The organism is Pedobacter sp. N36a (assembly GCF_014472395.1).
Classification (GTDB): domain Bacteria; phylum Bacteroidota; class Bacteroidia; order Sphingobacteriales; family Sphingobacteriaceae; genus Pedobacter.
This window is the reverse complement of sequence record NZ_JACSZW010000003.1, coordinates 419,561-444,807: the sequence shown is the minus strand read 5'-3', so window position 1 is coordinate 444,807 and position 25,247 is coordinate 419,561. Positions and strand designations below refer to the sequence as shown.

General features: G+C 40.6%; 31 protein-coding genes. 7 read left to right on the top strand and 24 right to left on the bottom strand.

Annotated features, from left to right (window positions below; genetic code table 11):
* Positions 1 to 34: 34 nt before the first annotated feature.
* From rpsN to H9X96_RS08300, 16 genes are all read right to left on the bottom strand, one after another.
* On the bottom strand, positions 35 to 304 hold the full coding sequence (gene rpsN, locus H9X96_RS08375) for a 30S ribosomal protein S14 (protein WP_055130472.1): 270 nt from the start codon (positions 302 to 304) through the stop codon (positions 35 to 37).
* Positions 304 to 873: a 50S ribosomal protein L5 gene (gene rplE, locus H9X96_RS08370; RefSeq protein ID WP_187665846.1), complete on the bottom strand. Its 570-nt coding sequence runs from the start codon at positions 871 to 873 to the stop codon at positions 304 to 306. Before rplE ends, rpsN begins: the two co-directional genes overlap by 1 nt.
* Complete coding sequence (gene rplX / locus H9X96_RS08365; RefSeq protein WP_062550430.1) at positions 873 to 1,211, bottom strand: 50S ribosomal protein L24; 339 nt, start codon at positions 1,209 to 1,211, stop codon at positions 873 to 875. Before rplX ends, rplE begins: the two co-directional genes overlap by 1 nt.
* A 1-nt stretch (position 1,212) precedes the next feature.
* Positions 1,213 to 1,581 carry a 50S ribosomal protein L14 gene (rplN, locus tag H9X96_RS08360; protein WP_062550431.1) on the bottom strand — a complete coding sequence of 123 codons (369 nt, stop codon included), beginning with the start codon at positions 1,579 to 1,581 and terminating at the stop codon, positions 1,213 to 1,215.
* Position 1,582: 1 nt separating this feature from the next.
* Positions 1,583 to 1,837 (bottom strand): 30S ribosomal protein S17, encoded by a 255-nt coding sequence (gene rpsQ, locus H9X96_RS08355; protein ID WP_037442595.1) that lies wholly within the window; start codon positions 1,835 to 1,837, stop codon positions 1,583 to 1,585.
* Between the two features lie 13 nt (positions 1,838 to 1,850).
* Positions 1,851 to 2,063, bottom strand: a complete 213-nt coding sequence (gene rpmC, locus H9X96_RS08350; protein WP_062550432.1) for a 50S ribosomal protein L29 — start codon at positions 2,061 to 2,063, stop codon at positions 1,851 to 1,853.
* A 75-nt stretch (positions 2,064 to 2,138) separates the two neighbouring features.
* Complete coding sequence (gene rplP, locus H9X96_RS08345) at positions 2,139 to 2,561, bottom strand: 50S ribosomal protein L16 (RefSeq protein ID WP_062550433.1); 423 nt, start codon at positions 2,559 to 2,561, stop codon at positions 2,139 to 2,141.
* Positions 2,562 to 2,599: 38 nt separating this feature from the next.
* Complete coding sequence (rpsC, locus tag H9X96_RS08340) at positions 2,600 to 3,448, bottom strand: 30S ribosomal protein S3 (protein ID WP_062550434.1); 849 nt, start codon at positions 3,446 to 3,448, stop codon at positions 2,600 to 2,602.
* Positions 3,449 to 3,453: 5 nt separating this feature from the next.
* The gene (gene rplV, locus H9X96_RS08335) at positions 3,454 to 3,816 is read right to left on the bottom strand and encodes a 50S ribosomal protein L22 (RefSeq protein WP_062550435.1); all 363 of its coding nucleotides are present in this window, start codon (positions 3,814 to 3,816) and stop codon (positions 3,454 to 3,456) included.
* 7 nt (positions 3,817 to 3,823) lie between these two features.
* A complete protein-coding gene (gene rpsS, locus H9X96_RS08330) occupies positions 3,824 to 4,090 on the bottom strand; it encodes a 30S ribosomal protein S19 (protein WP_062550436.1) in 267 nt (88 codons plus the stop codon).
* Positions 4,090 to 4,914: a 50S ribosomal protein L2 gene (gene rplB / locus H9X96_RS08325; RefSeq protein ID WP_187665845.1), complete on the bottom strand. Its 825-nt coding sequence runs from the start codon at positions 4,912 to 4,914 to the stop codon at positions 4,090 to 4,092. Before rplB ends, rpsS begins: the two co-directional genes overlap by 1 nt.
* A gap of 21 nt (positions 4,915 to 4,935) precedes the next feature.
* Positions 4,936 to 5,226: a 50S ribosomal protein L23 gene (gene rplW, locus H9X96_RS08320; RefSeq protein WP_062550438.1), complete on the bottom strand. Its 291-nt coding sequence runs from the start codon at positions 5,224 to 5,226 to the stop codon at positions 4,936 to 4,938.
* A gap of 1 nt (position 5,227) precedes the next feature.
* Positions 5,228 to 5,857: a 50S ribosomal protein L4 gene (rplD, locus tag H9X96_RS08315; RefSeq protein WP_187665844.1), complete on the bottom strand. Its 630-nt coding sequence runs from the start codon at positions 5,855 to 5,857 to the stop codon at positions 5,228 to 5,230.
* A gap of 4 nt (positions 5,858 to 5,861) precedes the next feature.
* Entirely contained in the window at positions 5,862 to 6,479 is a 618-nt protein-coding gene (gene rplC / locus H9X96_RS08310) for a 50S ribosomal protein L3 (RefSeq protein ID WP_182957310.1), read from the bottom strand.
* 148 nt (positions 6,480 to 6,627) lie between these two features.
* A complete protein-coding gene (locus tag H9X96_RS08305; RefSeq protein WP_187665843.1) occupies positions 6,628 to 7,023 on the bottom strand; it encodes a DUF1634 domain-containing protein in 396 nt (131 codons plus the stop codon).
* On the bottom strand, positions 7,020 to 7,856 hold the full coding sequence (locus H9X96_RS08300; RefSeq protein ID WP_187665842.1) for a sulfite exporter TauE/SafE family protein: 837 nt from the start codon (positions 7,854 to 7,856) through the stop codon (positions 7,020 to 7,022). The genes H9X96_RS08305 and H9X96_RS08300 overlap by 4 nt, the downstream gene beginning before the upstream one ends.
* A gap of 132 nt (positions 7,857 to 7,988) precedes the next feature.
* Here H9X96_RS08300 and H9X96_RS08295 point away from each other — a divergent pair, with 132 nt between their 5' ends.
* Positions 7,989 to 8,597, top strand: coding sequence for a hypothetical protein (locus H9X96_RS08295; RefSeq protein WP_187665841.1), 609 nt, complete (start codon positions 7,989 to 7,991; stop codon positions 8,595 to 8,597).
* 87 nt (positions 8,598 to 8,684) lie between these two features.
* Here H9X96_RS08295 and rpsJ read toward each other — a convergent pair whose 3' ends face one another.
* The 5 genes from rpsJ to H9X96_RS08270 all read right to left on the bottom strand — a co-directional run bounded on the left by rpsJ (position 8,685) and on the right by H9X96_RS08270 (position 12,525).
* Positions 8,685 to 8,990: a 30S ribosomal protein S10 gene (gene rpsJ, locus H9X96_RS08290; protein ID WP_008244591.1), complete on the bottom strand. Its 306-nt coding sequence runs from the start codon at positions 8,988 to 8,990 to the stop codon at positions 8,685 to 8,687.
* Positions 8,991 to 9,049: 59 nt separating this feature from the next.
* Entirely contained in the window at positions 9,050 to 11,164 is a 2,115-nt protein-coding gene (fusA, locus tag H9X96_RS08285; protein WP_187665840.1) for an elongation factor G, read from the bottom strand.
* A gap of 18 nt (positions 11,165 to 11,182) precedes the next feature.
* The gene (gene rpsG, locus H9X96_RS08280; protein WP_062550444.1) at positions 11,183 to 11,650 is read right to left on the bottom strand and encodes a 30S ribosomal protein S7; all 468 of its coding nucleotides are present in this window, start codon (positions 11,648 to 11,650) and stop codon (positions 11,183 to 11,185) included.
* A gap of 16 nt (positions 11,651 to 11,666) precedes the next feature.
* Complete coding sequence (gene rpsL / locus H9X96_RS08275; RefSeq protein WP_029278631.1) at positions 11,667 to 12,080, bottom strand: 30S ribosomal protein S12; 414 nt, start codon at positions 12,078 to 12,080, stop codon at positions 11,667 to 11,669.
* A gap of 223 nt (positions 12,081 to 12,303) precedes the next feature.
* Positions 12,304 to 12,525, bottom strand: a complete 222-nt coding sequence (locus H9X96_RS08270) for a VF530 family DNA-binding protein (RefSeq protein ID WP_187665839.1) — start codon at positions 12,523 to 12,525, stop codon at positions 12,304 to 12,306.
* 108 nt (positions 12,526 to 12,633) lie between these two features.
* On the opposite strand from H9X96_RS08270, the gene H9X96_RS08265 reads away from it, so the two are divergent.
* The 3 genes from H9X96_RS08265 to H9X96_RS08255 all read left to right on the top strand — a co-directional run bounded on the left by H9X96_RS08265 (position 12,634) and on the right by H9X96_RS08255 (position 15,836).
* Complete coding sequence (locus H9X96_RS08265) at positions 12,634 to 13,275, top strand: hypothetical protein (protein ID WP_187665838.1); 642 nt, start codon at positions 12,634 to 12,636, stop codon at positions 13,273 to 13,275.
* A gap of 158 nt (positions 13,276 to 13,433) precedes the next feature.
* Positions 13,434 to 14,492 (top strand): sorbosone dehydrogenase family protein, encoded by a 1,059-nt coding sequence (locus H9X96_RS08260; protein ID WP_222943852.1) that lies wholly within the window; start codon positions 13,434 to 13,436, stop codon positions 14,490 to 14,492.
* Positions 14,493 to 14,564: 72 nt separating this feature from the next.
* On the top strand, positions 14,565 to 15,836 hold the full coding sequence (locus tag H9X96_RS08255; RefSeq protein WP_187665836.1) for a mechanosensitive ion channel family protein: 1,272 nt from the start codon (positions 14,565 to 14,567) through the stop codon (positions 15,834 to 15,836).
* Between the two features lie 86 nt (positions 15,837 to 15,922).
* Here H9X96_RS08255 and H9X96_RS08250 read toward each other — a convergent pair whose 3' ends face one another.
* From H9X96_RS08250 to H9X96_RS08240, 3 genes are all read right to left on the bottom strand, one after another.
* Positions 15,923 to 17,878 carry a M1 family metallopeptidase gene (locus H9X96_RS08250; RefSeq protein WP_255431052.1) on the bottom strand — a complete coding sequence of 652 codons (1,956 nt, stop codon included), beginning with the start codon at positions 17,876 to 17,878 and terminating at the stop codon, positions 15,923 to 15,925.
* An 82-nt stretch (positions 17,879 to 17,960) separates the two neighbouring features.
* A complete protein-coding gene (locus H9X96_RS08245; protein WP_187665835.1) occupies positions 17,961 to 18,689 on the bottom strand; it encodes a hypothetical protein in 729 nt (242 codons plus the stop codon).
* 67 nt (positions 18,690 to 18,756) lie between these two features.
* A complete protein-coding gene (locus tag H9X96_RS08240) occupies positions 18,757 to 19,104 on the bottom strand; it encodes an arsenate reductase (protein WP_187665834.1) in 348 nt (115 codons plus the stop codon).
* 216 nt (positions 19,105 to 19,320) lie between these two features.
* Here H9X96_RS08240 and H9X96_RS08235 point away from each other — a divergent pair, with 216 nt between their 5' ends.
* From H9X96_RS08235 to H9X96_RS08225, 3 genes are read left to right on the top strand one after another with little or no spacing between them, the layout of a single operon-like run.
* The gene (locus tag H9X96_RS08235) at positions 19,321 to 22,794 is read left to right on the top strand and encodes a response regulator (protein WP_187665833.1); all 3,474 of its coding nucleotides are present in this window, start codon (positions 19,321 to 19,323) and stop codon (positions 22,792 to 22,794) included.
* Between the two features lies 1 nt (position 22,795).
* Positions 22,796 to 23,620 (top strand): protein-glutamate O-methyltransferase CheR, encoded by an 825-nt coding sequence (locus H9X96_RS08230; RefSeq protein WP_187665832.1) that lies wholly within the window; start codon positions 22,796 to 22,798, stop codon positions 23,618 to 23,620.
* 33 nt (positions 23,621 to 23,653) lie between these two features.
* Positions 23,654 to 25,246, top strand: a complete 1,593-nt coding sequence (locus H9X96_RS08225) for a response regulator (protein ID WP_187665831.1) — start codon at positions 23,654 to 23,656, stop codon at positions 25,244 to 25,246.
* Position 25,247: the final 1 nt, after the last annotated feature.

Sequence of the window (25,247 nt, the reverse complement as noted above, 5' to 3'; positions counted from 1 at the left end):
GCGGGTCTGAGCCCTTAGCATAAAGAAAGCTGTTTTACCAGCTTGCTTTTCTTACTCCAGGGATTTTACCTGCTAATGCCATATCACGGAACAATACCCTTGATATACCGAAAGTACGCATGTAACCACGAGGACGTCCAGTTAATTTACAACGATTGTGTAAACGTACTGCAGATGAGTTTTTTGGTAACTTATCTAATCCTTCATAATCACCAGCAGCTTTAAGTTCTGCACGTTTGTCAGCATACTTAGCTACCAATTTTTGGCGCTTAATTTCGCGAGCTTTTACACCTTCTTTTGCCATTATGAATTTGTGTTATTTTGGTTTTTAAATGGTAATCCGAATTGTTTTAAAAGTTCTAATGCTTCAACATCAGTAGTAGCACTAGTAACAAATGTAATATCCATACCTAAAATCTTGCTGATTTTGTCGATGTTGATCTCTGGGAAAATGATTTGCTCAGTAACTCCTAATGTGTAGTTACCTTTTCCATCAAAACCTTTATCATTGATACCTTTGAAATCACGGATACGAGGTAAAGCTACAGAAATTAAACGATCTAAAAACTCATACATGTTGTTGTCACGTAAAGTAACACGTACACCTACTGGCATACCTTTACGCAATTTAAAGTTTGAGATATCTTTTTTAGACTTAGCGCCTACTGCTTGCTGACCAGCGATTGTGCTCATCTCTAAAATAGAGGAGTCCATGATCTTCTTATCAGTTACAGAGAAACGTCCAACACCTTGGTTGATCGCGATTTTCTCTAACTTAGGAACTTGCATAACGCTCTTATAGTTGAACTTATCTTTAAGTGCAGCTACGATTTCCTCTTTATATTTACTTTTTAATCTTGGTACGTAAGTCATTATTTGATCTCCTCTCCTGATTTTTTACTAACCCTAACTAATTTCCCATCAGCATTAAGCTTTCTGCCAACGCGAGTAGTTGCACCTGTTTTAGGATCAACTAATGCCACGTTAGAAATATGAAGAGCAGCCTCTTTTTTAATGATACCTCCGTTTGGATTAGCAGCATTTGGTTTTGTATGTTTTGATACAAGGTTCACACCTTCTACAAGAATTCTACTTTTAGTAATTAATACAGAAAGCACTGTGCCTTGTTGGCCTCTTGAATCGCCAGCGATTACCTTTACTAAATCTCCTTTACGGATTTTAATCTTTGGTGTAGTTACTTTATTTTTCATTTTATAATACCTCCGGTGCTAATGACACAATTTTCATGAATTGTTTTTCACGCAGTTCTCTTGCTACCGGGCCGAAAATACGTGTACCACGCGGCTCATCTTGTGCATTTAATAATACTGCTGCATTGTCGTCGAAACGGATGTAAGAACCATCTTTACGTCTGATCTCTTTTCTCGTTCTTACAACTACTGCTTTAGAAACTGTTCCTTTCTTGATGTTACCAGAAGGCAACGCGCTTTTAACGGTTACAACGATTTTGTCACCAATAGAAGCGTATCTCTTTCCAGTACCACCAAGCACACGGATAACCAATACTTCTTTAGCGCCGCTATTGTCGGCTACGTTTAATCTTGATTCCTGTTGTACCATGTTATTTAGCTCTTTCTAAAATTTCCACTAATCTCCAGTTCTTATTCTTACTCAGCGGACGAGTCTCCATGATCAGTACTGTATCACCAATACCGCAATCGTTTTTCTCGTCATGAGCCATAAATTTGGTAGTTTTTTTAACAAACTTACCATAGATCGGGTGTTTCACTTTACGTTCAACCGCTACAACAACAGACTTATCCATTTTGTTGCTTACTACCAACCCGGTTCTTGTTTTTCTTAATTGTCTTTCCATTTCGACTCTAAAGTTATTTTGTTTCAGTAGCAGACTCCGCTAATTTGCGCTTCGTCACTTCAGTGTTTAATCGGGCGATATCTCTTCTTACCTTTTTAATACGGGTAGGATTCTCGATAGCCGAAATTGTATGTGCAAATTTCAACTTTACTAAATTTTCAGTTTCTTCTGCAATCCTGGCTACTAGTTCTTCTTTTGAAAGCCCTGTGATTTCTGAGTTCTTCATTTTATTAATTTTAATGCCTTGGGTCTAGCGGTTGTAATAACAAGTTACTTACAACATTGAACCCAAGAACTTTTTTTATGCTTCTACGTAATCTCTACGTACTACAAATTTTGTTTGAATCGGCAATTTTTGAGCCGCTAATCTCATGGCTTCTTTAGCAATTGCTAATGGAACACCTTCGGCTTCAAAAATAATACGTCCAGGTCTAACAACGGCAACCCAGTATTCTGGAGCACCCTTACCTTTACCCATACGAACTTCAGCTGGTTTCTTAGTTACCGGTTTGTCCGGGAAAATTCTAATCCACACCTGGCCTTCACGTTTCATGAAACGAGTTACCGCAATACGGGCTGCCTCTATCTGGCGACTTGTAATCCAAGTCGACTCTAAAGATTTGATCCCGAAAGACCCGAATGACAATTCAGCACCGCGTGTTGCTAAACCCTTCATTCTGCCTTTTTGCATCTTTCTGAACTTCGTTCTTTTTGGCTGTAACATCTTATTCTAATATTATCGTTAAACGATCTGTTAACTAATTATTTACGAGGACCTCTGTTAGGAGTATTTCCGCCTCTATTATCTCTTCCTGCACCAGGAGCGCCTTGACCTGGACCTCTTCCGCCACGACCTTTATTGTCGTTTCTTCTGTCTCCACCGCCACGGTTATCTCTGTCTCTTCCACCACCGAAAGCACCTTCTGGTCTGCCACCTTTACCTGGAGCATTGCTCACAGAACCGATGTTTGGAGAAAGATCACGTTTACCGTAAACTTCACCTTTACAGATCCATACTTTAACACCTATTTTACCATAAGTAGTCAAAGCTTCTGCTAATGCATAGTCAATGTCAGCACGGAAAGTATGCAAAGGAATTCTTCCTTCTTTATACTGTTCGCTACGAGCCATCTCAGCACCACCTAAACGACCAGAGGTCATAATTTTGATACCTTCAGCACCCATACGCATCGTTGATGCAATAGTAGATTTCATTGCTCTACGGAATGAGATCCTTGCTTCTAATTGTTTTGCAACACCTTCTGCAACTAATTGTGCATCAAGCTCAGGACGTTTGATCTCAAAAATGTTGATTTGAATTTCCTTTTTAGTCAATTTCTTCAACTCTTCTTTGATCTTGTCAACCTCAGCTCCTGCTTTTCCGATCACAATACCCGGACGTGCAGTGTGGATAGTTACCGTGATACGTTTTAACGTACGCTCGATTACTACTTTCGCTACACCGCCTTTTGCGATACGTACAGAAAGGTATTTTCTTATTTTTTCGTCCTCAACTAATTTATCAGCATAGTTGTTGCCACCGAACCAGTTAGAATCCCAACCTTTGATGATTCCTAACCTGTTTCCTATTGGATGTGCTTTTTGTCCCATTTCTGTTAATTAGTTTGAGTTTCAACGTTTTTACTATCTACTACCAAAGTTACATGGTTAGAACGCTTACGGATTCTGTAACCACGTCCTTGAGGTGCTGGTCTAAGTCTTTTTAATTGACGACCACCGCCTACCATTATCGTTTTCACGTATAACTGGTTTTCTTCAGGGCGAGAACCTTCATTTTTAGTTTCCCAGTTTTTGATAGCCGACAATAAAAGTTTCTCAACTCTGATTGCTGCTTCTTTGTTGGTAAACTTTAAAATACTTAAAGCTTTCTCTACACGCTCACCTCTGATAAGATCTACAACCAAACGCATTTTACGTGGTGAGGTTGGACAATTGTTTAATTTCGCTACTGCTTCCATCTCTTAATTATTTTTTCTTTTCAGAGTGACCCCTAAATGTTCTGGTTGGAGCAAACTCTCCCAGCTTGTGACCAACCATGTTTTCTGTTACGTATACCGGAATAAATTTATTTCCGTTATGCACTGCAAATGTATGATTCACAAAATCTGGTGAAATCATTGATCTGCGAGACCAAGTTTTAATTACAGACCTTTTGCCTGAATCATTCATAGATACTACTTTCTTCTCTACGTTATGGTCAATATAAGGTCCTTTTTTTATCGAACGAGCCATTATTTCTTCCTTTTCTCTATGATGAAACGATTTGAGTATTTTTTAAGTGAACGAGTTTTGAATCCTTTCGAATACAATCCGTTTCTTGAACGAGGCTGACCTCCTGATGAGCGACCCTCACCACCACCCATTGGGTGATCCACAGGGTTCATCGCTACCGGACGTGTTCTAGGACGACGTCCTAACCAACGTTTACGACCTGCTTTACCTAATACTTCATTTGCATGATCCGAGTTCGAAACAGCTCCGATTGTTGCTAAACAAGTCACTAAGATTGCTCTTACTTCACCTGATGGCATTTTAACAGTTGCATATTTACCATCACGTGCTGCTAATTGAGCATAAGCGCCTGCGCTACGTGCCATTTGAGCACCACGACCTGGTTGAATTTCAATGTTATGTACAATCGATCCCAATGGGATTTTTGAAAGTGTTAATGCATTTCCAACTTCTGGAGTTGCTGTATCACCCGAAACTACTGTTTGTCCTACTTGCAATCCTTCCGGTGCAATAATGTAACGCTTCTCTCCATCTGCGTAATGCAATAATGCAATACGAGCGGTACGGTTTGGATCGTACTCAACAGTAGCTACTGTTGCAGGAATGTTAAACTTATCACGTTTAAAGTCAATTAAACGGTAAGATTTTTTGTGACCACCACCCATGTAGCGCATAGTCATCTTTCCTGTATTGTTACGTCCTCCTGATTTCTTAGAAGATACAACCAATGATTTTTCGGGCTTGGTTGCTGTAATCTCCGAAAAGCTGGCACCTACTCTAAAGCGGGTTCCCGGAGTGACTGGTTTAAATTTTCTTAAGCCCATAGTTATAAATTATTCACTTTATTAAATATTCGCGTAATAATCAATTGTTTCGCCTGCTGCCAGGGTTACAATCGCTTTTTTGTATTTTGGGCTACGACCCGTAACTAATCCACCTTTAGTGTTTCTAGACTTCACTTTACCATTTACAACCATTGTATTAATGGCTAAAATGTTAACGTTGTACATCTTCTCTATGGCTTGCTTAATCTGCAATTTATTTGCTTTGTGTTCTACTTTAAAAGTAAAGCGATTAGACTTTTCTGTTAATGCAGAAGCTTTTTCGGTTAATATTGGTTTCTTTAAAAATTCCATATTACTTGGCAAATGCCTCCTCGATTGTTTTAAGAGAATCAGCAGTCAACAAAAGTTTGCCACAGTTTAATACATCATATGTATTCAACTGATCTGCAGTAATTACTTTCGCTTTCTGAATGTTTCTGCTTGATAAATAGATATTGTTATTTTGTGAAGGTAAAACCAACAATGTCTTTTCGCCAGCGATGTTTAATGCGCTAACTAAATCTAGGTAGTTTTTAGTTTTGATAGAATCAAAAGCAAAGTCTTCTAAAACAACAACGTTGTTATCCTGAGCTTTGTAGGTCAATGCTGATCTACGAGCCAGTTGCTTTAACTTTTTGTTCAATTTGAAACTATAATCACGTGGTTGAGGACCAAACACACGACCACCACCATTAAACAATGGAGATTTAATACTTCCGGCACGAGCACCACCAGTACCTTTTTGTTTGTAAAGTTTGCGGGTTGAACCTGCAATTTCATTACGTTGCTTAGACTTGTGAGTACCTTGACGTTGATTAGCCAAATACTGTTTTACATCTAAATAGATCGCGTGGTCAACAGGCGTAATGCCAAATACTGACTCAGGAAGTTGCACCTTGGCACCTGTCTCTTTTCCTGAAATGTTTAATACTTTAACTTCCATCTGCTTACTTATCTAAGATTACGTAAGAACCCTTAGCTCCTGGAATGGAACCACTAACTACAACAAGGTTTTGATCAGCATAAACTTTCAAAACTTGTAAGTTCTGAACTTTTACTCTGTCACCACCCATTCTACCCGCCATACGCATACCTTTAAATACACGAGCTGGATAAGAAGCAGCACCCAATGAACCTGGTGCACGCATTCTATTATGCTGTCCGTGAGTTTGTCCACCAACACCAGCGAAACCATGACGTTTTACAACACCCTGGAAACCTTTACCTTTAGAAGTACCAACAACATCCACGAAATCACCTTCATTGAAAATGTTCACAGTTACCGTATCACCTAAGTTCAACGATTCTTCGAACGGTTCAAATTCAACCAATTTACGTTTTGGGGTTGTGCTTGCTTTCGCAAAGTGGCCTTTAAGAGGCTTGGTAGTGTTCTTTTCTTTGGCTTCGTCGAAACCTAACTGAACGGAAACATAACCGTCTTTCTCTTCGGTCTTTACCTGTGTAACCACACAAGGTCCAGCTTCAATCACCGTACATGGAATGTTCTTTCCATCGGCGTCGAATATGCTGGTCATTCCTACTTTTTTTCCAATAATACCTGACATTTTCTTTTTTTAATTTAACACCCATCGAAGCAGTAGGGCTTCGTTCAAGGTGGATACAATTCCCTTTAAGGGAGGGCAAAAATACGAAAGAAATCTTAATTTTCAAATAGTTAGCTAATTATTTTTTCAAATAACCGCTATTTAGTTTTTATCCAACCAACTTGTCACTCAGACTGTACAGGATCACGAGCAAAACAAAAGACCCGATCAAAACATATAAGTAATCCCGCTCGATGAGAAAGCTGAAGATCGAGAAAACGACCCGCGCAACCGGAGTAAAAATCAATAATAAAGTCCCAAACTGGATAATTGCCTTAGGATCTAATTCTCGCAATCCGACAAAAATAGAGGCAATAGAAGATAATCCAGACTTGTTTGGGTTAAAAGTACGGTAATCGATGGGCGCAGCATGATTAGCCAGCAAATAAAGGAAGCCTCCTACCAATACCACAGACATAGATGCGATGACACCAACGCGAAGTAAAGTCCCTAAAATCACCTGAATATCGCGATCCGCAAAGAAGTTTTTTCTTGTCCCGTTCATAGCTTTCCTGATAAACCGTTATAAATCATCTGCAGGGCGAGGAAGGTCACCACTACCGCAAATACTACTTTTAACTTGTCGGTATTAGTACGAACCAGGATTTTTGAACCAATAGTTGCCCCGCTGAGTACCCCTATCGTCACCGGCATCGCAATTCCTGGGTCAATCTGACCCCGGTGTAAGTACACAATTGCACTGGCAGCAGCAGTTACCCCCATCATGAAATTGCTGGTCGTAGTGGACACCTTAAAGGGTATCCGCATGATGTTATCCATCGCAATCACCTTTAAAGCCCCAGAACCAATCCCCAGTAAACCAGAAATGATCCCTGCAAAAAACATCATTACAAAGCCTCCTACTACCCGATGAACCGCATAATTCTTCGGGCCATGTGCTGTAGGATAAGTCCCATTCAGCTTAAAAAATAAGGCCAGCTTTCCGGAAGTATCATTATCCGACCGATCGACCTTCTTAATCACCATCATCGCTGCAGAAAAAAGTAGAATAAGGCCAAAAACCACGGCAATAAAACCAGGATTCAGGTAAACGGTCAGCACAGCACCGATTACGGCACTAATAGTAGTGGCCACTTCCAGGAACATACCAATACGGATATTGGTGATCCCTTCTTTCACATAAGCGGCGGCTGAGCCGGAAGAAGTTGCAATTACAGAAACAATAGAGGCACCGATAGCATAATGAATATCTACCCCCAAAACCAAGGTAAGCAAGGGGATAATAATTACCCCACCACCTAAACCAGTCAGCGATCCAACCAATCCAGCTAAAAAAGCACCTGCTAAAACTATAATTGTAAATAGTAATACCGACATTGCTGCAAATATAGGATCTATACTTAGAACACAATAAATTTGGCAATTGAATGTTAAATTAAACCAGACCTGATCATATCTTAATTAAATCACACTCCTTAACTAAAGATTATTCCTTAAAACCAATCATTTATGAAAAAACTGATATTCGCGATTATAGCTATCCTCTTCTTCCAATTCCATACACAGGCACAATTACCAGCAGACAGTGCAAAGGCCGATCCAAGTTTAAGAGGGCAATACGAGTTCATGTTAGCAAAATCGAAAACCATCAATGGCTACAAACTGATCAACCCAGCCAGGTTAGCTGGATTTTGGAAAAGCGTATCCGATTCCATCAATCAGAACCGCAAACAGCTGAGCGCAGTAAAAGTAAAACTCGCAGAACAGGAAAAAGCAGTAACTGCCTTAAAAGCACAGATCTCTGGTGCAGAAAGCTCCCTGGCCAGCTCAAATGCGAAGTTAGATGAGATCAATTTTCTGGGCATGTCGTTTACAAAAGGCAAATACAATACCATCGTATGGTCGCTCATCCTGATCTTGGCTGCGGCACTGGCCATTGTCATCATCCGTTCCGCAAAGTACATTCATGAAGCCAAATACAGAAGCTCACTATATGAAGAAATTGCTCAGGAATACCAGAACTATAAGACAAAAGCAAACGATAAAGAAAAGAAACTAGCCCGTGAATTGCAAGACGAACGCAATAAACTGGAGGAGTATAAAAACAAAGGGAATTAATTCCCTCGTTTTTTTCGAGACTTCTGCTAAAACAAAAAAGCCTTCCGAAATAAATTCGGAAGGCTTTTTTGTTAATCGTATAAAAAGTTAAACTTTGATTTCAACTTCAACACCGCTAGGTAGTTCAAGTTTCATTAAAGCGTCAACCGTTTTAGAGTTAGAGCTATAAATGTCTAACAAACGTTTGTAAGCGCACAATTGAAACTGCTCACGTGCTTTTTTGTTAACGTGTGGAGAACGCAAAACAGTGAAGATTTTCTTTTCTGTAGGCAATGGAATTGGACCACTAACTACTGCACCCGTAGGTTTAACAGTCTTAACAATTTTCTCAGCAGATTTGTCTACCAAGTTGTAATCGTAAGATTTTAATTTAATTCTGATTCTTTGGCTCATCTTATTTATGTATTAAGGCTGCCGGTTAGAGCTATTAATAACCGGCTGCCGATGTATTATTATTCTGCAGATTTAATTCTACCTTTTGATTTAGCAACTACTTCATCCTGTACGTTTTTCGGTGCTGGTGCGTAGTGATCAAACTCCATAGTTGAAGTTGCACGACCAGAAGTGATGGTACGTAACTGAGTTACATAACCAAACATCTCAGAAAGAGGTACAGTAGCTTTAATTACTTGAGAACCATTACGTGTGTCCATACCTAAAAGCTGACCACGACGACGGTTCATGTCACCGATAACATCACCCATGTTTTCTTCAGGGGTTAAGATTTCGATTTTCATGATTGGCTCCATCAATACTGGGCTACATTTTGGTAATGCTTCACGGTAAGCCATTTTAGCTGCAAGTTCAAATGATAAAGCATCTGAATCGACTGCGTGGAATGAACCATCAATTAAGCGAACTTTCATGTCTGGTAGTGGGTAACCAGCCAATACTCCATTAGCCATAGATGCTGCGAAACCTTTCTCAACTGAAGGGATAAACTCACGAGGGATTGAACCACCTGTGATTTCATTCACAAATTGTAAACCACCTTTTTCGTAATCCGAATCGATTGGAGAAATAACAACCTGGATATCCGCGAATTTACCACGACCACCTGATTGTTTTTTGTAAGTCTCACGGTGTTGAACCGAACCATTAATCGCTTCTTTGTAAGCAACTTGTGGCGCACCTTGGTTAACCTCTACTTTAAACTCGCGTCTTAAGCGGTCAATCAAGATATCTAAGTGAAGCTCACCCATACCAGAGATTACAGTTTGGCCAGTTTCCTGATCAGTCTGAACTCTAAATGTAGGATCTTCTTCCGCTAATTTAGATAAACCAATACCTAATTTATCAATGTCAGCCTGAGTTTTAGGCTCGATTGCTAAACCGATAACTGGCTCTGGGAAATCCATTGATTCTAAAATAATTGGATTTTTCTCATCACAAAGTGTATCACCTGTTTTGATATCCTTAAAGCCTACTACTGCAGCAATATCACCAGCGCCTACTTTAGGAATTGGGTTTTGCTTGTTCGCATGCATTTGGAAGATACGAGAGATACGCTCTTTGTTCTCAGAACGTGCGTTGTAAACGTATGAACCAGCGTCTAAATTACCTGAGTATACACGGATAAAGCACAAACGACCTACGAAAGGATCGGTTGCAATTTTAAACGCTAATGCTGCAAATGGCTCATTAACATCTGGTTGACGAATTACTTCCTCACCTGTTTCTGGGTTGGTACCAGTGATACCTTCCACATCCATTGGCGATGGTAATAATTCCATTACTAAATCCAACATGGTTTGAACACCTTTGTTTTTGAAAGATGAACCACAAACCATAGGAACGATTTTAGCATCTAAAGTCGCTTTACGCAATGCATCAAGAATCTCACGCTCAGTGATTGAATTTGGATCCTCAAAGAATTTCTCCATTAGGGACTCATCATAATCAGCAACCGCTTCTAATAAATTCTCTCTCCATTCCGCAACTTCTTCAAGCATATCTTCTGGAATTGGAACTTCAGTAAAGGTCATCCCTTTATCTTCTTCATTCCAAACGATACCACGGTTGTTGATTAAATCAACTACACCTCTAAAGCTATCTTCACCTCCGATTGGCAATTGTAAAGGAACCGCATGGCTACCCAACATTTCTCTTACTTGCTTCACAACTTTTAAGAAGTCAGCTCCTGAACGGTCCATTTTGTTAACGAAACCAATACGTGGAACTGCATAGTTATTAGCTAAACGCCAGTTAGTTTCAGATTGAGGCTCAACACCATCAACTGCTGAAAATAAGAATACCAATCCGTCTAAAACACGAAGTGAACGGTTTACCTCTACGGTAAAATCCACGTGTCCAGGAGTATCGATAACGTTTACCTGATATTTATTGCCACGGTAAGGCCAGAATACAGTCGTAGCTGCAGACGTAATCGTAATACCACGTTCTGCCTCTTGTATCATCCAGTCCATCGTAGATGCACCTTCGTGTACCTCACCAATTTTGTGATTTACTCCGGCGTAATAAAGGATACGCTCAGTTGTTGTGGTTTTACCCGCATCAATGTGAGCCGCGATTCCAATATTTCTTGTAAATTTTAAATCTCTTGACATTTTATAATCTTCTATAAATTAGAAACGGAAGTGAGAGAACGCTTTGTTAGCCTCAGCCATTTTATGCGTATCTTCTTTTTTCTTAACTGCTGCACCCTCACCTTTAGCTGCTGAAACGATTTCACCTGCTAATTTTTCTTTCATGGTTTTTTCACCACGTTTACGAGCGTAAGAAATTAACCATTTCATGCCTAAAGCAATCTTACGGTCAGGTCTTACCTCTGTAGGTACCTGGAAGTTTGCACCACCTACACGACGAGATTTAACCTCTACTGCAGGCATTACATTTGTTAAAGCACGTTTCCACACTTCTAGACCGTTCTCACCTGCTTTTTTCTCAGCAAGTTCAACAGCGTCATAAAAAATACTATATGCAATGGATTTTTTTCCATCATACATCATATTGTTTACGAAACGGGTCACCTGAACATCGTTAAATTTTGGATCAGGAAGGATAATTCTTTTCTTTGGTTTTGACTTTCTCATTTGTTTTTCCTCCTAATTATTTCTTTTTACCTTTTGTTGGTGCCGCTACTACTTGACCTGGTTTAGGACGTTTAGTACCGTATTTTGAACGACGTTGGTTACGACCAGCAACTCCTGAAGTATCTAAAGCTCCACGGATGATGTGGTAACGTACTCCAGGTAAATCTTTAACACGACCACCACGGATCAATACAATGGAGTGCTCCTGTAAATTGTGACCTTCACCTGGAATATAGGCATTCACCTCTTTACCATTGGTTAAACGTACACGGGCAACTTTACGCATTGCTGAGTTTGGTTTTTTAGGGGTAGTGGTATATACACGTGTACATACACCTCTTCGCTGTGGACAGCTGTCCAACGCAGGAGACTTACTCTTGAACTCCAGTGCTACTCTACCTTTTCTAACTAATTGTTGAATGGTTGGCATTGTTCTTTTTGTTTTCTATTAATATTTAAAAACTTTACCCCTATAATAAGGGACTGCAAAGGTAGGATATTAGAATTTATAAATCAAGGGCTTAACACAAAAATAATTCTAAGTTCAGATTGCCTAAAATCAATAGAATCAGAAGGGTTAGCCATAGACCATTGCCCTTGAATTTACAGTATACACTAGGTGTAGTGTCCGTCCCTGAAAGAACTTACTGATATTAATGGAAGGTGTCTAAGTAAAGCTTCTCTACCTTCTTCCGCGCCCAATCTGTTTTACGTAGAAATTTCAAACTGGACTTTAAACTCGGATTATTTAAAAAACAATCAATACGGATCAATCTGCCCATTTCCGGCCAATCGTAATGCCACACCAATTGTTTCACAATAAATTCCAGTGTTTTACCATGTAAAGGATTATTTGGCTGTCCTGATTCTGTCATACTGCAAAAATAATAAGAATTTCCGGCTCCTAAATGTCATCGGAATAAAAAGACTCTAATTAGTAATGACTAAATTTGTCGTATTCAGTTTTACTTAATCCCTGCCTCATGAAATTTAAATTAGGAGAGTTTGTTCGTTTCGTTGACGAAAATATAGAAGGTTACATCACCAGAATCATTGATAAAGATACCATTGGCGTAACCGATTCCAATGATTTTGAGATTCCAGTGCTCGCTTCAAAGGTAACTTTGGTTCATGACGAAATCCCTGAAAGTGACATCGTTTCCAACCGCCCGGCGATCGTGATTCCTGAAGCACAGTTTATTAAAGATGGCGTTTATCTAGGTCTGATCACCGATCAGCACAGCACTTCTGTAGCCCATTTTCACCTGCTGAACGAAACTTCATTCCAATTGTTAGCCAGCTTAACCACACAAAAAGGCGACCATTATAAAGGAGAATTTGCAGCTGTGATCCCTGCCCACTCTACTAAAAAGATTTACTCTGCACAATTAGCGGACATTCAGATCTGGCCAAAATTTAAACTGGAAATCCTATTCCATACGCCGGCAAATGTGGAGCCTAAAGCGCCTATTGTTTATCATGAACGCATCAAAGGCAAAGACCTTTCTGTTGCCAAAGAAGACATCGCCCTGCTGAAACAAAAAGGATGGCTGATCCGATTAGACGCCGCAGAAGCACTGATTGACGCTGAAAAATTAAAAGAAAGCTTTTTTAAAGCACCATAAAATTCCGCATTAGGCCGCTAACCTATATAATTACCAAACAATTACAGGAATTCAGGCGTTATTCATACTCACCATTCCCTGATCAGATGAAATACTTATTCCCTGTTTTCGGCCTAATGCTATGCATTCCACTGCTGGCGGTTACCTGTAACCGCCCCATGGAAAAACTAGATGAACCCAGACTTAATGACATCAAACTACCTGAAGGCTTCAAAATTGAAGTTTTTGCAAAAGTAGACAATCCAAGATCCATGGCGATGGGGGCCAACGGAACCGTATTTGTAGGCAATCGCAGTGGCGATAAAGTCTATGCCCTCGTAGATGAAAATAAAGACGGCATTGCCGATAAAACCTATATCATTGCACAAGGCTTAAAAGACATGCCCAATGGCGTAGCCTTTAAAGATGGCAGCTTATATGTAGCAGAAATCAGTAAGATCTGGCGCTACGACCATATTGAAGATCATCTAGCCAACCCTCCGAAACCTGTCCTTATATATGATAAACTCCCAACAGATACCCACCATGGCTGGAAATACATCGCCTTCGGGCCTGATGGAAAACTATATGTACCCATTGGTGCACCCTGCAATATTTGCGACAATACAGATAAAGATAAAAGATATGCTTCCATTACCAGGATGAATCCTGATGGAACTGGCTTCGAGATTTTTGCCAATGGTGTCAGGAATTCTGTTGGTTTCGACTGGAATCCTCTAACTAAAGATCTTTGGTTTACCGAAAACGGAAGGGACATGCTGGGAGAAGACATTCCCGCAGATGAACTCAATCGTGCAGAAAAACCAGGAATGCACTTCGGTTACCCTTTTGTTCATGCCGGAGATATTTTAGACCCGGAGTTTGGCAAAGGGAAAAACCCTAAAGACTATACCCCTCCTCAAGCAAAACTTGCTGCACATACTGCGTCATTGGGTATGAAATTCTATACCGGTGATCAGTTTCCTAAAACCTATAAAAATCAAATCTTCATTGCCGAACATGGGTCATGGAACAGAAAGGAACCAATGGGGTACCGGATTACCCTGCTGAAACTTGATGGCAATAAAGTGATCAGCTATGAACCATTTGCAAGCGGCTGGCTTAAAAATGGAAAAGCCTGGGGAAGGCCGGTAGATGTATTGCAGCAAAAAGATGGCTCCCTATTGGTTTCTGACGACTTTGCCAATCTCGTTTACCGTATTTCCTATGATAAATAATTTTAGCACCCTCGATAATTGTCTTTCCGATATTTTTTTTGTAACCTGCCAAAATCAGTAAAAACATCGGAAATGAACTTTAAAGATTACGAATTTGACCTTGATGATATTAGCCGCAGTACCTACAAGATTCTTGTAAAATGGGGCGTACCACAAAGCCTTGCGACTTTTGTGAACCTGTTTGCTCTGCTGACTGTGCTGATCATCGCGGTATATTTATTACATAACGTACTCAGGCGCCTATTGAGGATTGCATTAATACGCATCGTAAAAACCACAAGAATTGACTTTTTCCTGCACCTGCTGGAAAATAGATTCGCACATTATATTGCATTATTGGCTGCCGTTTCATTGATCAGGAATACCCTGGAAGCGATCTTCCATTCGTTTCCAACCATAACAAAGGTTTTGATCAAGCTGACCGACGCTTACCTGGTGATTCTAATCATCTGGGTGATCATGACGCTGATCAAATCCGGTGCAGAATCTTTAAGAAAACGAGCAACTTTCCGTTCTAAACCTATAGAAAGCTATCTGCAGGTGATCCGGATTATATTCTACCTGATTGCCACGGTCATTATATTTTCTATCCTGAGCGGGCAAAATCCTACAGTCGCTTTTACCGCCATGGGTGCCGCCTCGGCAGTCCTGCTGTTGATGTTTAAGGATACCATTATGGGATTTGTAGCCAGTATCCAAGTGAGCACAAATGATACGGTTCGGATTGGCGACTGGATCACGATGCCGAAATATGGTGCTGATGGAGATGTGATGGAAATCAATCTGACCACCGTAAAAGTCCAGAACTTTGACAAAACGATCACCACCATCCCTACTTATTCTTTAGTATCTGATTCTTTTCAAAATTGGAGGGGCATGAGCGAATCCGGAGGGAGAAGGATCAAAAGAGCGATCTTTATCCGGCAGTCGACCATCCGTTTCATCGGCCCCGATGAACTGGAAGATTTCAGAAAGATTCAATCGCTCACTGCCTACATCGACCACCGCCAGAAAGACATCAATAAAAACAATGAACGTGTTGGTGCCGACAAAACTTTACTGATCAACGGAAGGAACCTGACCAATGCAGGCCTTTATAGAAAATATATAGACAACTATATTTCCAATCATAGCGGCATCCATAAAAAGATGACCATGATGGTGCGGCAGCTAGCCCCTACCGCCACCGGACTCCCAATAGAAATCTATGCATTTACCGGAACTACAAAATGGATTGATTACGAGTACATCATGGCAGATATATTTGACCATCTCTTGGCTTCCGCCAGGTTCTTTGATCTGGAGATTTATGAAATGGAAGTGCTCAGCCACGAAAAAATCTAAAAAAAGAGGGTGCCGATCTGGACACCCTCTTTTTTTTGCATTTGTTAGCTTAATGTTGAAACTTGTTTTCTTTGCTCAGCGCAAGACTATTTCTTCCAGCTATTGTTATCTGGGTTTGAATCAGGAAGCACCTGCGCTGGATCCAGGGTGACTGAAACTACTTCTTCCGTAGTTGGGTAATTTACCGTCCAGCTGGTATTTCTCATCCAGATGTCTACTGGCAATCTGATGACATCCGTCTTTCCACTTTTCGTTTTCACTTCCAGAATGATCGGCATTGGCATCTTTTCAAGATTGGCAATCTGAATATTGTATCCTGTAATTGCCCCATCTTTGGTCACTTCTTTCACCTCTGCAATGGCCTGATCTGTTTTCCAGTTTTCCAGGAACCAGCCTCTCCAGAACCAAGAAAGATCTTCCCCAGCTCCATTTTCCATAGAACGGAAAAAATCGAATGGTGTTGGATGTTTGAAAGCCCAGTTCTCAATATACTTCTTGAAGGCATAGTCAAAACGATCTGCACCTAAAATCTGATTTCTTAGGATGTTTAAACCGTAACCAGGCTTATAATATAGATTGATGCCGATATTTGCTTCTTTCATTGCATCTGGTGTTAGCATCACATATTCCAATTTATCATTGGCCAAAGATTTACCAACTGCCTGCATGTTGTCTGGTTTACGTTTATACTCACCATTGTTAAATTCAGCAGCAGATAATCCGTTGATAAAGGTATTAAAGCCTTCATCCATCCAGCCGTATTTACGTTCGTTACTGCCTACAATCATCGGGAACCAGGTATGGCCAAATTCATGGTCAATCACGCCCCATGCACTTGCATTTTTGGCTTTCCAGCCACAAAAAACAATGCCTGGATATTCCATACCACCTACATTACTAGCCACATTAATCGCCATTGGGTAAGGATATTCGAACCATTTTTTAGAATAGTATTCGATAGAAGCTTTTACATATTCAGCACCGCGGCCGTAACCATCTTTACCATTGCTTTCTACAGGATGTGCAGAAACCGCTAAAGATTTTTTACCGCTTGGCAGGTTAATTCTAGCCGCATCCAACACAAATGCTTTTGAAGAAGCCCAGGCCACGTCACGTGTATTTTTGATCTTGAATTTCCAAGTTAATTTTCCGGCTGCCAGGCGCGACTTCGGATTGATTACGTCTTCTTCAGAACGTACAGTCACCGTTTTATCGCTTAGTTTTGCAGCATTCCAGCGCGATAGCTCCGTTGGAGTAAATACTTCCTGAGGATTTAAAAGTTCCCCAGAACCCATTACAATATGGTTTGCAGGAGCAGTAACGGCAAAATCCACATCCCCGTACTCACAGTAAAACTCTCCGGCACCCCAATAAGGAAGGGTATTCCATCCGATCACGTCATCATAAACCGCCATTCTTGGAAACCATTGTGCAATCGCAAATATCTCCCCGTTTTTAGTGGTTAAATGACCCATACGGTCAGATCCGTTAATCGGAATAATAAACGAGAAGTTCATTTTGATGGTGACCTGGTCTCCGTTTGCAGCCAATGGCTGATCTAAACGGATCTGCATTCTGGTGTCTTCAGTAATGGAACTGAATTTTACCGGTTTCAATTTCTGACTTACGCTAAGTCCGTCAATTTTATAACCGCCCTCTACTTTTTCTCCTCTGGCTCCGTAACGACTGCCAGCAGCGATCAACGAATTTCCTCTGGAGTTTTCCGCAAAAAGATTTTGGTCCAACTGCAGCCATAAGTAAGGGAGCTTATCCGGACTGTTATTCTTATAAGTAATGGTAACGGTACCCGTTACCATATTTTTAGTTTCATCAAGATTTGCTGTAATCTGGTAGTCCGCACGGTTCTGCCAGTATTTAGGACCTGGATAGCCGATTGCAGAACGGAACTCATTTCCATTCTGAGTGTAAAACAGCGGGTTAAATGCAGCATGAGGGTCGTAGTTACCAGTGGCTTGCTGCGCCATGGAACTGAAACCAAATGCGCATAACAATACCCCTAAAAAGGTAAACTTATTCATCATCGTATTTATTGGTTATAGATTCGAACTAAAGATATAAAATGAATATTTATACCAAACCATTGTAACGGTTTTAATAGTTCGACTATAACTTAGGCATCGGCGGTAATCTCCGCTGATCTGCAGGAAGTTTTTTCCAGCTATTGTAGGCTTTTGCGATATAGTACCTATAATTGAATGGACGTTCGCTCATCACCAGTGCGACATTTGGACGGTACATGACCATAAAGTCTTTCAATTCCTGAGCATCAAGCTTCACTAAATCAGTGATGGTTTTTTCATTAAAATTATCTCTGATTTCCGTCTCGAAAGCATCTCTCTCTTCCAGAAAGCGAACTTTCTCTCTATCTCTTTTCATTTTACCATAGCCGAGGTTCAAAACCACGCCTCCTGCCCTGTCGGTATTCTTTTTACCTTCCAGGCCATCAGTCATGACTCTTTTGATCGGCCTACCCGTTCCATCTACCATTACAGAAGGATTTACCTTGGTACTGGTAATCTCTACTCCCTTTAAATCCGTAGATTTTACGGGCAGATAAACCATTTTTGGCTTCAGGTCAATCAGGTATAAAGTATCCGTATGATATCCTGGATGAGAAAATTCGATTAAATCTCCCACTTTAGCGGGTAGGCTAAACTGTCCGGCAGCTTTTGTTTTTATAGTCTTCTTACTATCCAGGTTTCTAACGAGCACATCCTGCATTGGGAAAGACTTGTTGTCGAAGTCGTAAACCGCACCAGTTACTGTTGTCGTTTGTGCCCACAAACCCAAAGGAGCAATACTCACGAAGAATAAAAATAAATATTTAACCATACCCAAATGTAACACTGTTTGTTTCTTTATAATACTTTTTAACAAAAATTAACCCTAAAAGATTTAACTATTTCAAGATAGTTTCGTAGGCAGCTTCGTCGAAACCAATCAGCACTGCTTTTCCACCTAATTCTACTACCGGCCTTTTGATGGCGCTGGTATTGTTCAATAAGATCTGAACAGTACTGTCCTGATCTACCACACGTTCTTGCTGATCAGGACTCAGCTTTTTCCAGGTCGTTCCTTTCTTATTCAATACTTTTTCCCAGCCAAAAGTAGTACACCATTCCTGCAGTTTCTCAGAGGTAATGCCTTGTTTTTTGAAATCGTGGAAGGTTGGATTAAATCCCTGTTCTAACAGCCAGGTTCTGGCCTTTTTTACTGTGTTACAATTTGGTATTCCGTATATGATCATAAGCACAAAAATAAAATTTATTATCGTTAATATTGTGGTGATTTTGTCTAGCTCTGTGGGGGAGCTAAATGATTTTGCAAAAAAAATAACAGTATGCCCGATTGCGGTCTTATTTCTTCGAAATACAGACAGTAAAAGGGTATGTTATGGGTGTTTTGTAATTCTACCTTCCCCCACCATTGCGGATGTTTTCCTTATACTTAATAGTTCGCATCTATGTTTAAACTAACTTTCAAACAACAGGTATTAACTGGCTTTGCTGTTTCCTTATTGTTTGTGCTCGTCTCTGCCATTACTTCCTACTTAAGTGTGGAGAAGTTGAAGGATGATACGAAATGGCAAAGCCATACTTACGAGGTTATCAATCTACTTAAAAATACAGAAATCCAAGTACTCAATTCGGAAAGCGCTTTAAGAGGTTTTATCTTATCGAATAAGAGTAATTACCTCCGACCTTATAATAAAAATGCACCATTGATACTGGAGACTGTTCAAGATTTAAAAAGGTTGATTTCCGACAACACAGATCAACAGGAACTGGCGGATTCCCTGGATTATTATACCCATAAAAAAGTAGCGGAGATGCAGGAAGTGATCCGCATTTATGATAGAGAAAGCTCCGAGGCTGCCGCTACCCGTGTATTAAACGGTAATGGGCAATTCTATAAAGATAAAATACTTTCCGTTAGTAAAAAGATGATTGATGAGGAATTCAAACTCCTGGCCAAGCGAAAAGAGAATACCTCAGTGAGCAGTCAGCGAAGTACCATCATTATTTCGCTGAGTGCGCTGATTATTTTTGGATTAATTTTATTCCTGTTCAGCTATATCAAAAAGACTTTTGACCAGCAGAAGGAAACGGAAGGTCGCATTAGGGAGTCTAATTTACAACTGGAAAAAATATCAGGGGAAAACGAGCAAAAGAATTGGCTGCTTTCTGGAGCATCTGAAGTAAATGATGCCATGCGTGGCGAACAGCAAGTAGAAGAGCTTTCTGCGAATATCGTGAGCCGGATCAGTAATTATATAGGTGCACCGGTTGGCGCATTCTTCTTACTTAGCAAGTCTAGAAATTTATTCCGCTATACCGGTGGTTACGCTTATCAACCAAAAAAGGGAGATCACAATCAATACCATTATGGAGAAGGTTTGGTGGGGCAAACCGCTTCCGAGCAGCAGCCTAAATTGTTTAAGAATGTACCATTAGATTACCTAAAGATCAGTTCTGGATTGGGCAGCACACTACCTCAGTGTATTTATCTGGTACCTATCGTGTTTGAAGATGAAACATTGGCCGTGATTGAACTCGGCTTACAGGTGGAACCGGATGAAAAAACAGTACTTTTCTTAAGTACCATTAGTGAAAGTATTGGTTTAGCAGTCAACAGTGCGGTGGCTAGGGTAAAACTAAGGGCTTTATTTGAGCAGACACAGCAGCAGGCAGAAGAATTAGAAAGCCAGCAGGAAGAATTGAGGACTACCAATGAGGAATTGATGTATAAAACCGATCAGCTGCAATCTTCTGATGAAGAACTAAGGGTACAGCAGGAAGAGCTGCGTCAGACCAATGCAGAGCTGGAAGAGAAAGCACAGCAATTGGAAGAACGCAACATTTCTATTAATCAGGCCAGAGAGGCCATTAGCCTGAAAGCCGAAGAACTGGAAGTTTCCAGTAAATATAAATCGGAGTTTCTGGCAAACATGAGTCATGAGCTCCGGACGCCTTTAAACAGTATCCTGATCCTAGCCAGAATATTAAAAGAAAACAGACCAGAAAATCTGAATGAAGACCAAGTAAAATATGCGGGAGTGATCCACAATGCGGGTAATGACTTGTTAAGCCTGATCAATGATATACTTGATTTATCTAAAATTGAATCTGGAAAGGTAGACCTAAATATAGAAAAGGTAAAACCAATCGCCATCAGTCAGCATATGGAATCATTATTTATGGAGTTGGCTAGAAGCAAAAAGATCGACTTTGAGACCGTCTTGGCGGATAACCTACCAGAGGATATTGTAAGTGATCAGTCCAGAGTAGAACAGATTGTGAAAAACTTATTGTCTAATGCTTTCAAATTTACACCGGAATACGGTCATATTACTTTAAACATCAGCCGACCGGAAAAGGGCACCTCATTTTTCTCTGAACGACTTAGAAATACAACGGAACAAATCATCGGTATTACCGTTAAAGATTCTGGAATTGGTATTCCGGAAGATAAACAGAAACTCATCTTTGAAGCGTTCCAACAGGCAGATGGTTCTACCAGCAGAAAATTTGGTGGCACTGGCTTAGGCTTATCGATCAGTAAAGAACTCGCCTACCTGCTTGGCGGAGAAATCCAGGTGAGCAGCAGACCTAATGAAGGCAGTACCTTTACTTTATATATCCCAAGAATCAATGAATTCCAATTACCAGAGCAGGTAGCCACAGTTCAAACTGAAGCTTACAGCCCTAGCCCTGTTGTTTTTGAACCAACGGAACAACCAATGAATCAAGGAAAGGAATCGCAAAGAATCCTGATTATTGAAGATGATGAGGTATTTGCCGATGTATTGAACGACTATGCCATAGAAAAGGGCTTTCAACCACTGCTGGCACATAGTGGAGATACTGGTTTAGCCATGGCATTTGAACAGCTGCCGGACGCCATTGTATTGGACATCATGCTGCCAGTAATGGATGGATGGACAATTCTTAAAAAGCTAAAAGCAGATCCAAGGACCAAACATATCCCAGTACACATGATGTCGGCAGGAAATGAAAAAGCAAGTAAAGCCAAAAAAGAAGGGGCAATTGGCTTCCTGAAAAAACCAGTGGAGAAAGAACAGCTCGATGAAGCCTTTAACGTGTTAAGCGCGGCCTACCTGAAATATCACTTCAAAAGTGTACTCCTGATCGAGGATCAGGAGTTACAAAGCAGAGAATTGACGGAACAGCTGAGAGAAAAAGGAGTAGCGGTGAAACAAGCCTTTACCGGTAAAGAAGCCTTAGACCTTTTAAATGATCAGGTATTTGACTGCATCATTCTGGACCTCAAACTTCCAGATATTTCAGGCTTTGATTTATTGGATCAGATCAAATCGCAGGCAGAGCATGCACACATTCCGGTGATCATCAATACCGCCATGGAATTGGATCAGGAAAAAATGGCGGAAATCATGAGGTATACGGATGCGATGGTATTAAAATCAAACAAGTCCAACGACCGTCTGATCGATGAAGTCAGCCTGTTTATCAATAAACTGAAACAAGACGGACCAGCAAAGCCAAGCACCTCAAAAGGAAAAAGTGTGTCTACGATGGAGAAGGTATTGAAAGATAAAACCATCCTGATCACTGATGATGATATGCGTAATATATTCGCGCTTTCCAGTGCCTTACAGGTGTACGACTTAAAAATCGTGATCGCTACCAACGGCCGGGAAGCTTTAGAAAAGCTGGAGGAATCTGAGCAGATTGACCTGGTATTAATGGACATCATGATGCCGGAAATGGACGGCTATGCGGCCATGAAAGCCATCAGACAAGAGAAACGCTTTGCCAAACTCCCAATCATCGCTTTAACTGCAAAAGCAATGAAAAATGATCGGGAGCGTTGTATTGAAGCCGGAGCAAACGACTATATTTCTAAACCTGTTGACATGGATAAATTACTATCCATGTTAAGAGTCTGGTTAAGTTAATATGGAGAGAGAAGAAGATTACATCAGTTACGATCAGTTAGCAGAGCTAATTGATTTTATAAAAAACATACATGGTTTTGATTTCAGCGATTATTCCCCGGCCTCTTTGAAAAGAAGGGTCACTAGAATCATGCAGCTGCAAAAACTGAGTCTTTTTGACTTACGTACTTTATTGACCAACGACCATGATTATTTTGAGTCTTTCCTCATTGAAATTACGGTTAACGTCACTGAAATGTTTAGAGATCCTTCATTTTACCGTTCCGTTAAGGAAAATATTATTCCCTATCTACGCTCCTATCAGCGCATCAAGGTATGGAATGCAGGTTGCTCTACCGGCGAAGAAGTTTATTCATTTGCCATCCTTTTTTCGGATGAGGAACTGTACGAGCGAAGCTTCTTTTACGGAACGGACATTAACAATGATGTACTTGATTTCGCAAAAGATGGCATCTATGACTTACAGAAGATGAAACAGTTTTCAGAAAACTACCAGAAGACCGGTGCAATACAAACACTTTCTGATTATTACACGGCCAGATATGAAGCGGCATCGATCAACCATTCTTTAAAAAAGAACTTACTGTTTTCTGCACATAACCTGGCTTCTGACGGCGTCTTTAACGAGTTTCAGCTGATCTCTTGCAGGAATGTCCTGATCTACTTCAATACAGATCTACAAAAGAAAGTAATTGAATTATTTTACAACAGTCTGGCGAATTTCGGCTTCCTATGTCTGGGGGCCAAAGAAACACTGAGGAGCACCGAAACCGGTCGCTTCAAAATCATTGACAAGAAAAATAACATTTACCAAAAAATAGCTTAAGGGCCTTTATCATCACCCCATCACCAAAGACCTATGGAAAAAATTAATATACTCATTGTTGATGACCGGCCTGAGAACATCATTGCATTAGAGGCATTGCTGCAAAGGACAGACATCAATATCATTACCACCACCAACCCAAATGAGGCGTTGAGGATATCCTGGGAAATGGATATTGCAATTGCAATGGTGGATGTTCAAATGCCGGAAATGGATGGCTTTGAACTGGTGGAAATCTTAAAAAGTAATCCCCGTACCAAAGATATCCTGATCATATTCGTAACCGCGATATCGAAGGAAACCAAATATGCCGTCAAAGGATTGAATACCGGTGCCGTAGATTATTTATACAAACCACTGGATCCGTATGTTACTTCTGCAAAAGTGGACTCCTTTATCCATCTGGTGAGGACAGAAAGGGAGATCAAAAGAAAAAATAAAGAGTTGCTGGAGTACCAGAAAGAACTGATCAAAGCGAAAGAACAGGCGGAACAGGGCAAGCGCATTAAAGAAAATTTCCTGGCCAATATGAGCCATGAAATCCGTACCCCGATTAATGGGATCATCGGTCTGGCCAACTTACTGGGAAAAACCAACCTGACTCCTGAGCAGAAGGAAATGGTGAGCCTGCTGGAAATCTCCTCAGACTCTCTTTTAGGGGTGATCAATGACATCCTGGACCTATCGAAAATTGAGTCCGGCAAATTTAAAATTAACCGTTCTGAGACAGACCTGCCAAAGATCTGCCATTCCGTAGTGAACTTGCTCCGCATTCGTGCGCTGGAGAAAGAATTGGATCTGACCATAGAGTTAGACCCTGATCTACCGGCTTTTATTTTGGCGGATTCACTGCGCCTGAACCAGATCCTGATGAACCTGATTGGAAATGCGATTAAGTTCACCATTCAGGGCAGCGTCCATTTAAAAACGGAGATCCTCGATAGAAAGGGAAACAACTTACTGATTAAATTTTCAGTGAAAGATACCGGCATCGGCATTGCCAAAAACAACATCGACAAGATCTTCGAAACTTTTGAACAGGCTGATGAGCAAACTACCGTCAAATTTGGAGGTACAGGATTGGGCTTGTCTATTGTGAGAAACCTGGCAAAACTAAAAGGCGGTACCTTGGAAGTTTTCAGTGAAGAAGGAGTTGGCAGTACATTCGCTTTCAGCAACTGGTATGAAACTATAAAAGAAACGGTGGTCATTAAATCAATCAGCAAACCCACTTTAGATCATTTTCCAGGATTAAGAGTTCTAGTGGCAGAAGACAATCCGATCAACAAATTTCTGATCATCAAAATATTGAAAGACTGGCAGGTATTTCCAGACGTAGTGGAGAACGGCAAAGATGCCCTGGATAAGTTAAAGGAATCTGATTACGACCTGATCTTAATGGATACTTTTATGCCGGTGATGAATGGCTTAGATGCTATAAAACTCATTCGCGAAGGATTTGTATCTGGAAAGGAAAACATTCCAATCATCACTTTCTCCGCTGCCGTATTAGAAACCGACAAGCAAACAGCAATTGATGCCGGTGCAAATGATGTGGTGAGCAAACCGTTTGAATTGGATGTGCTGCACCATAAAATCATGAAATACGCAGTTAAAGAAGGCTAAA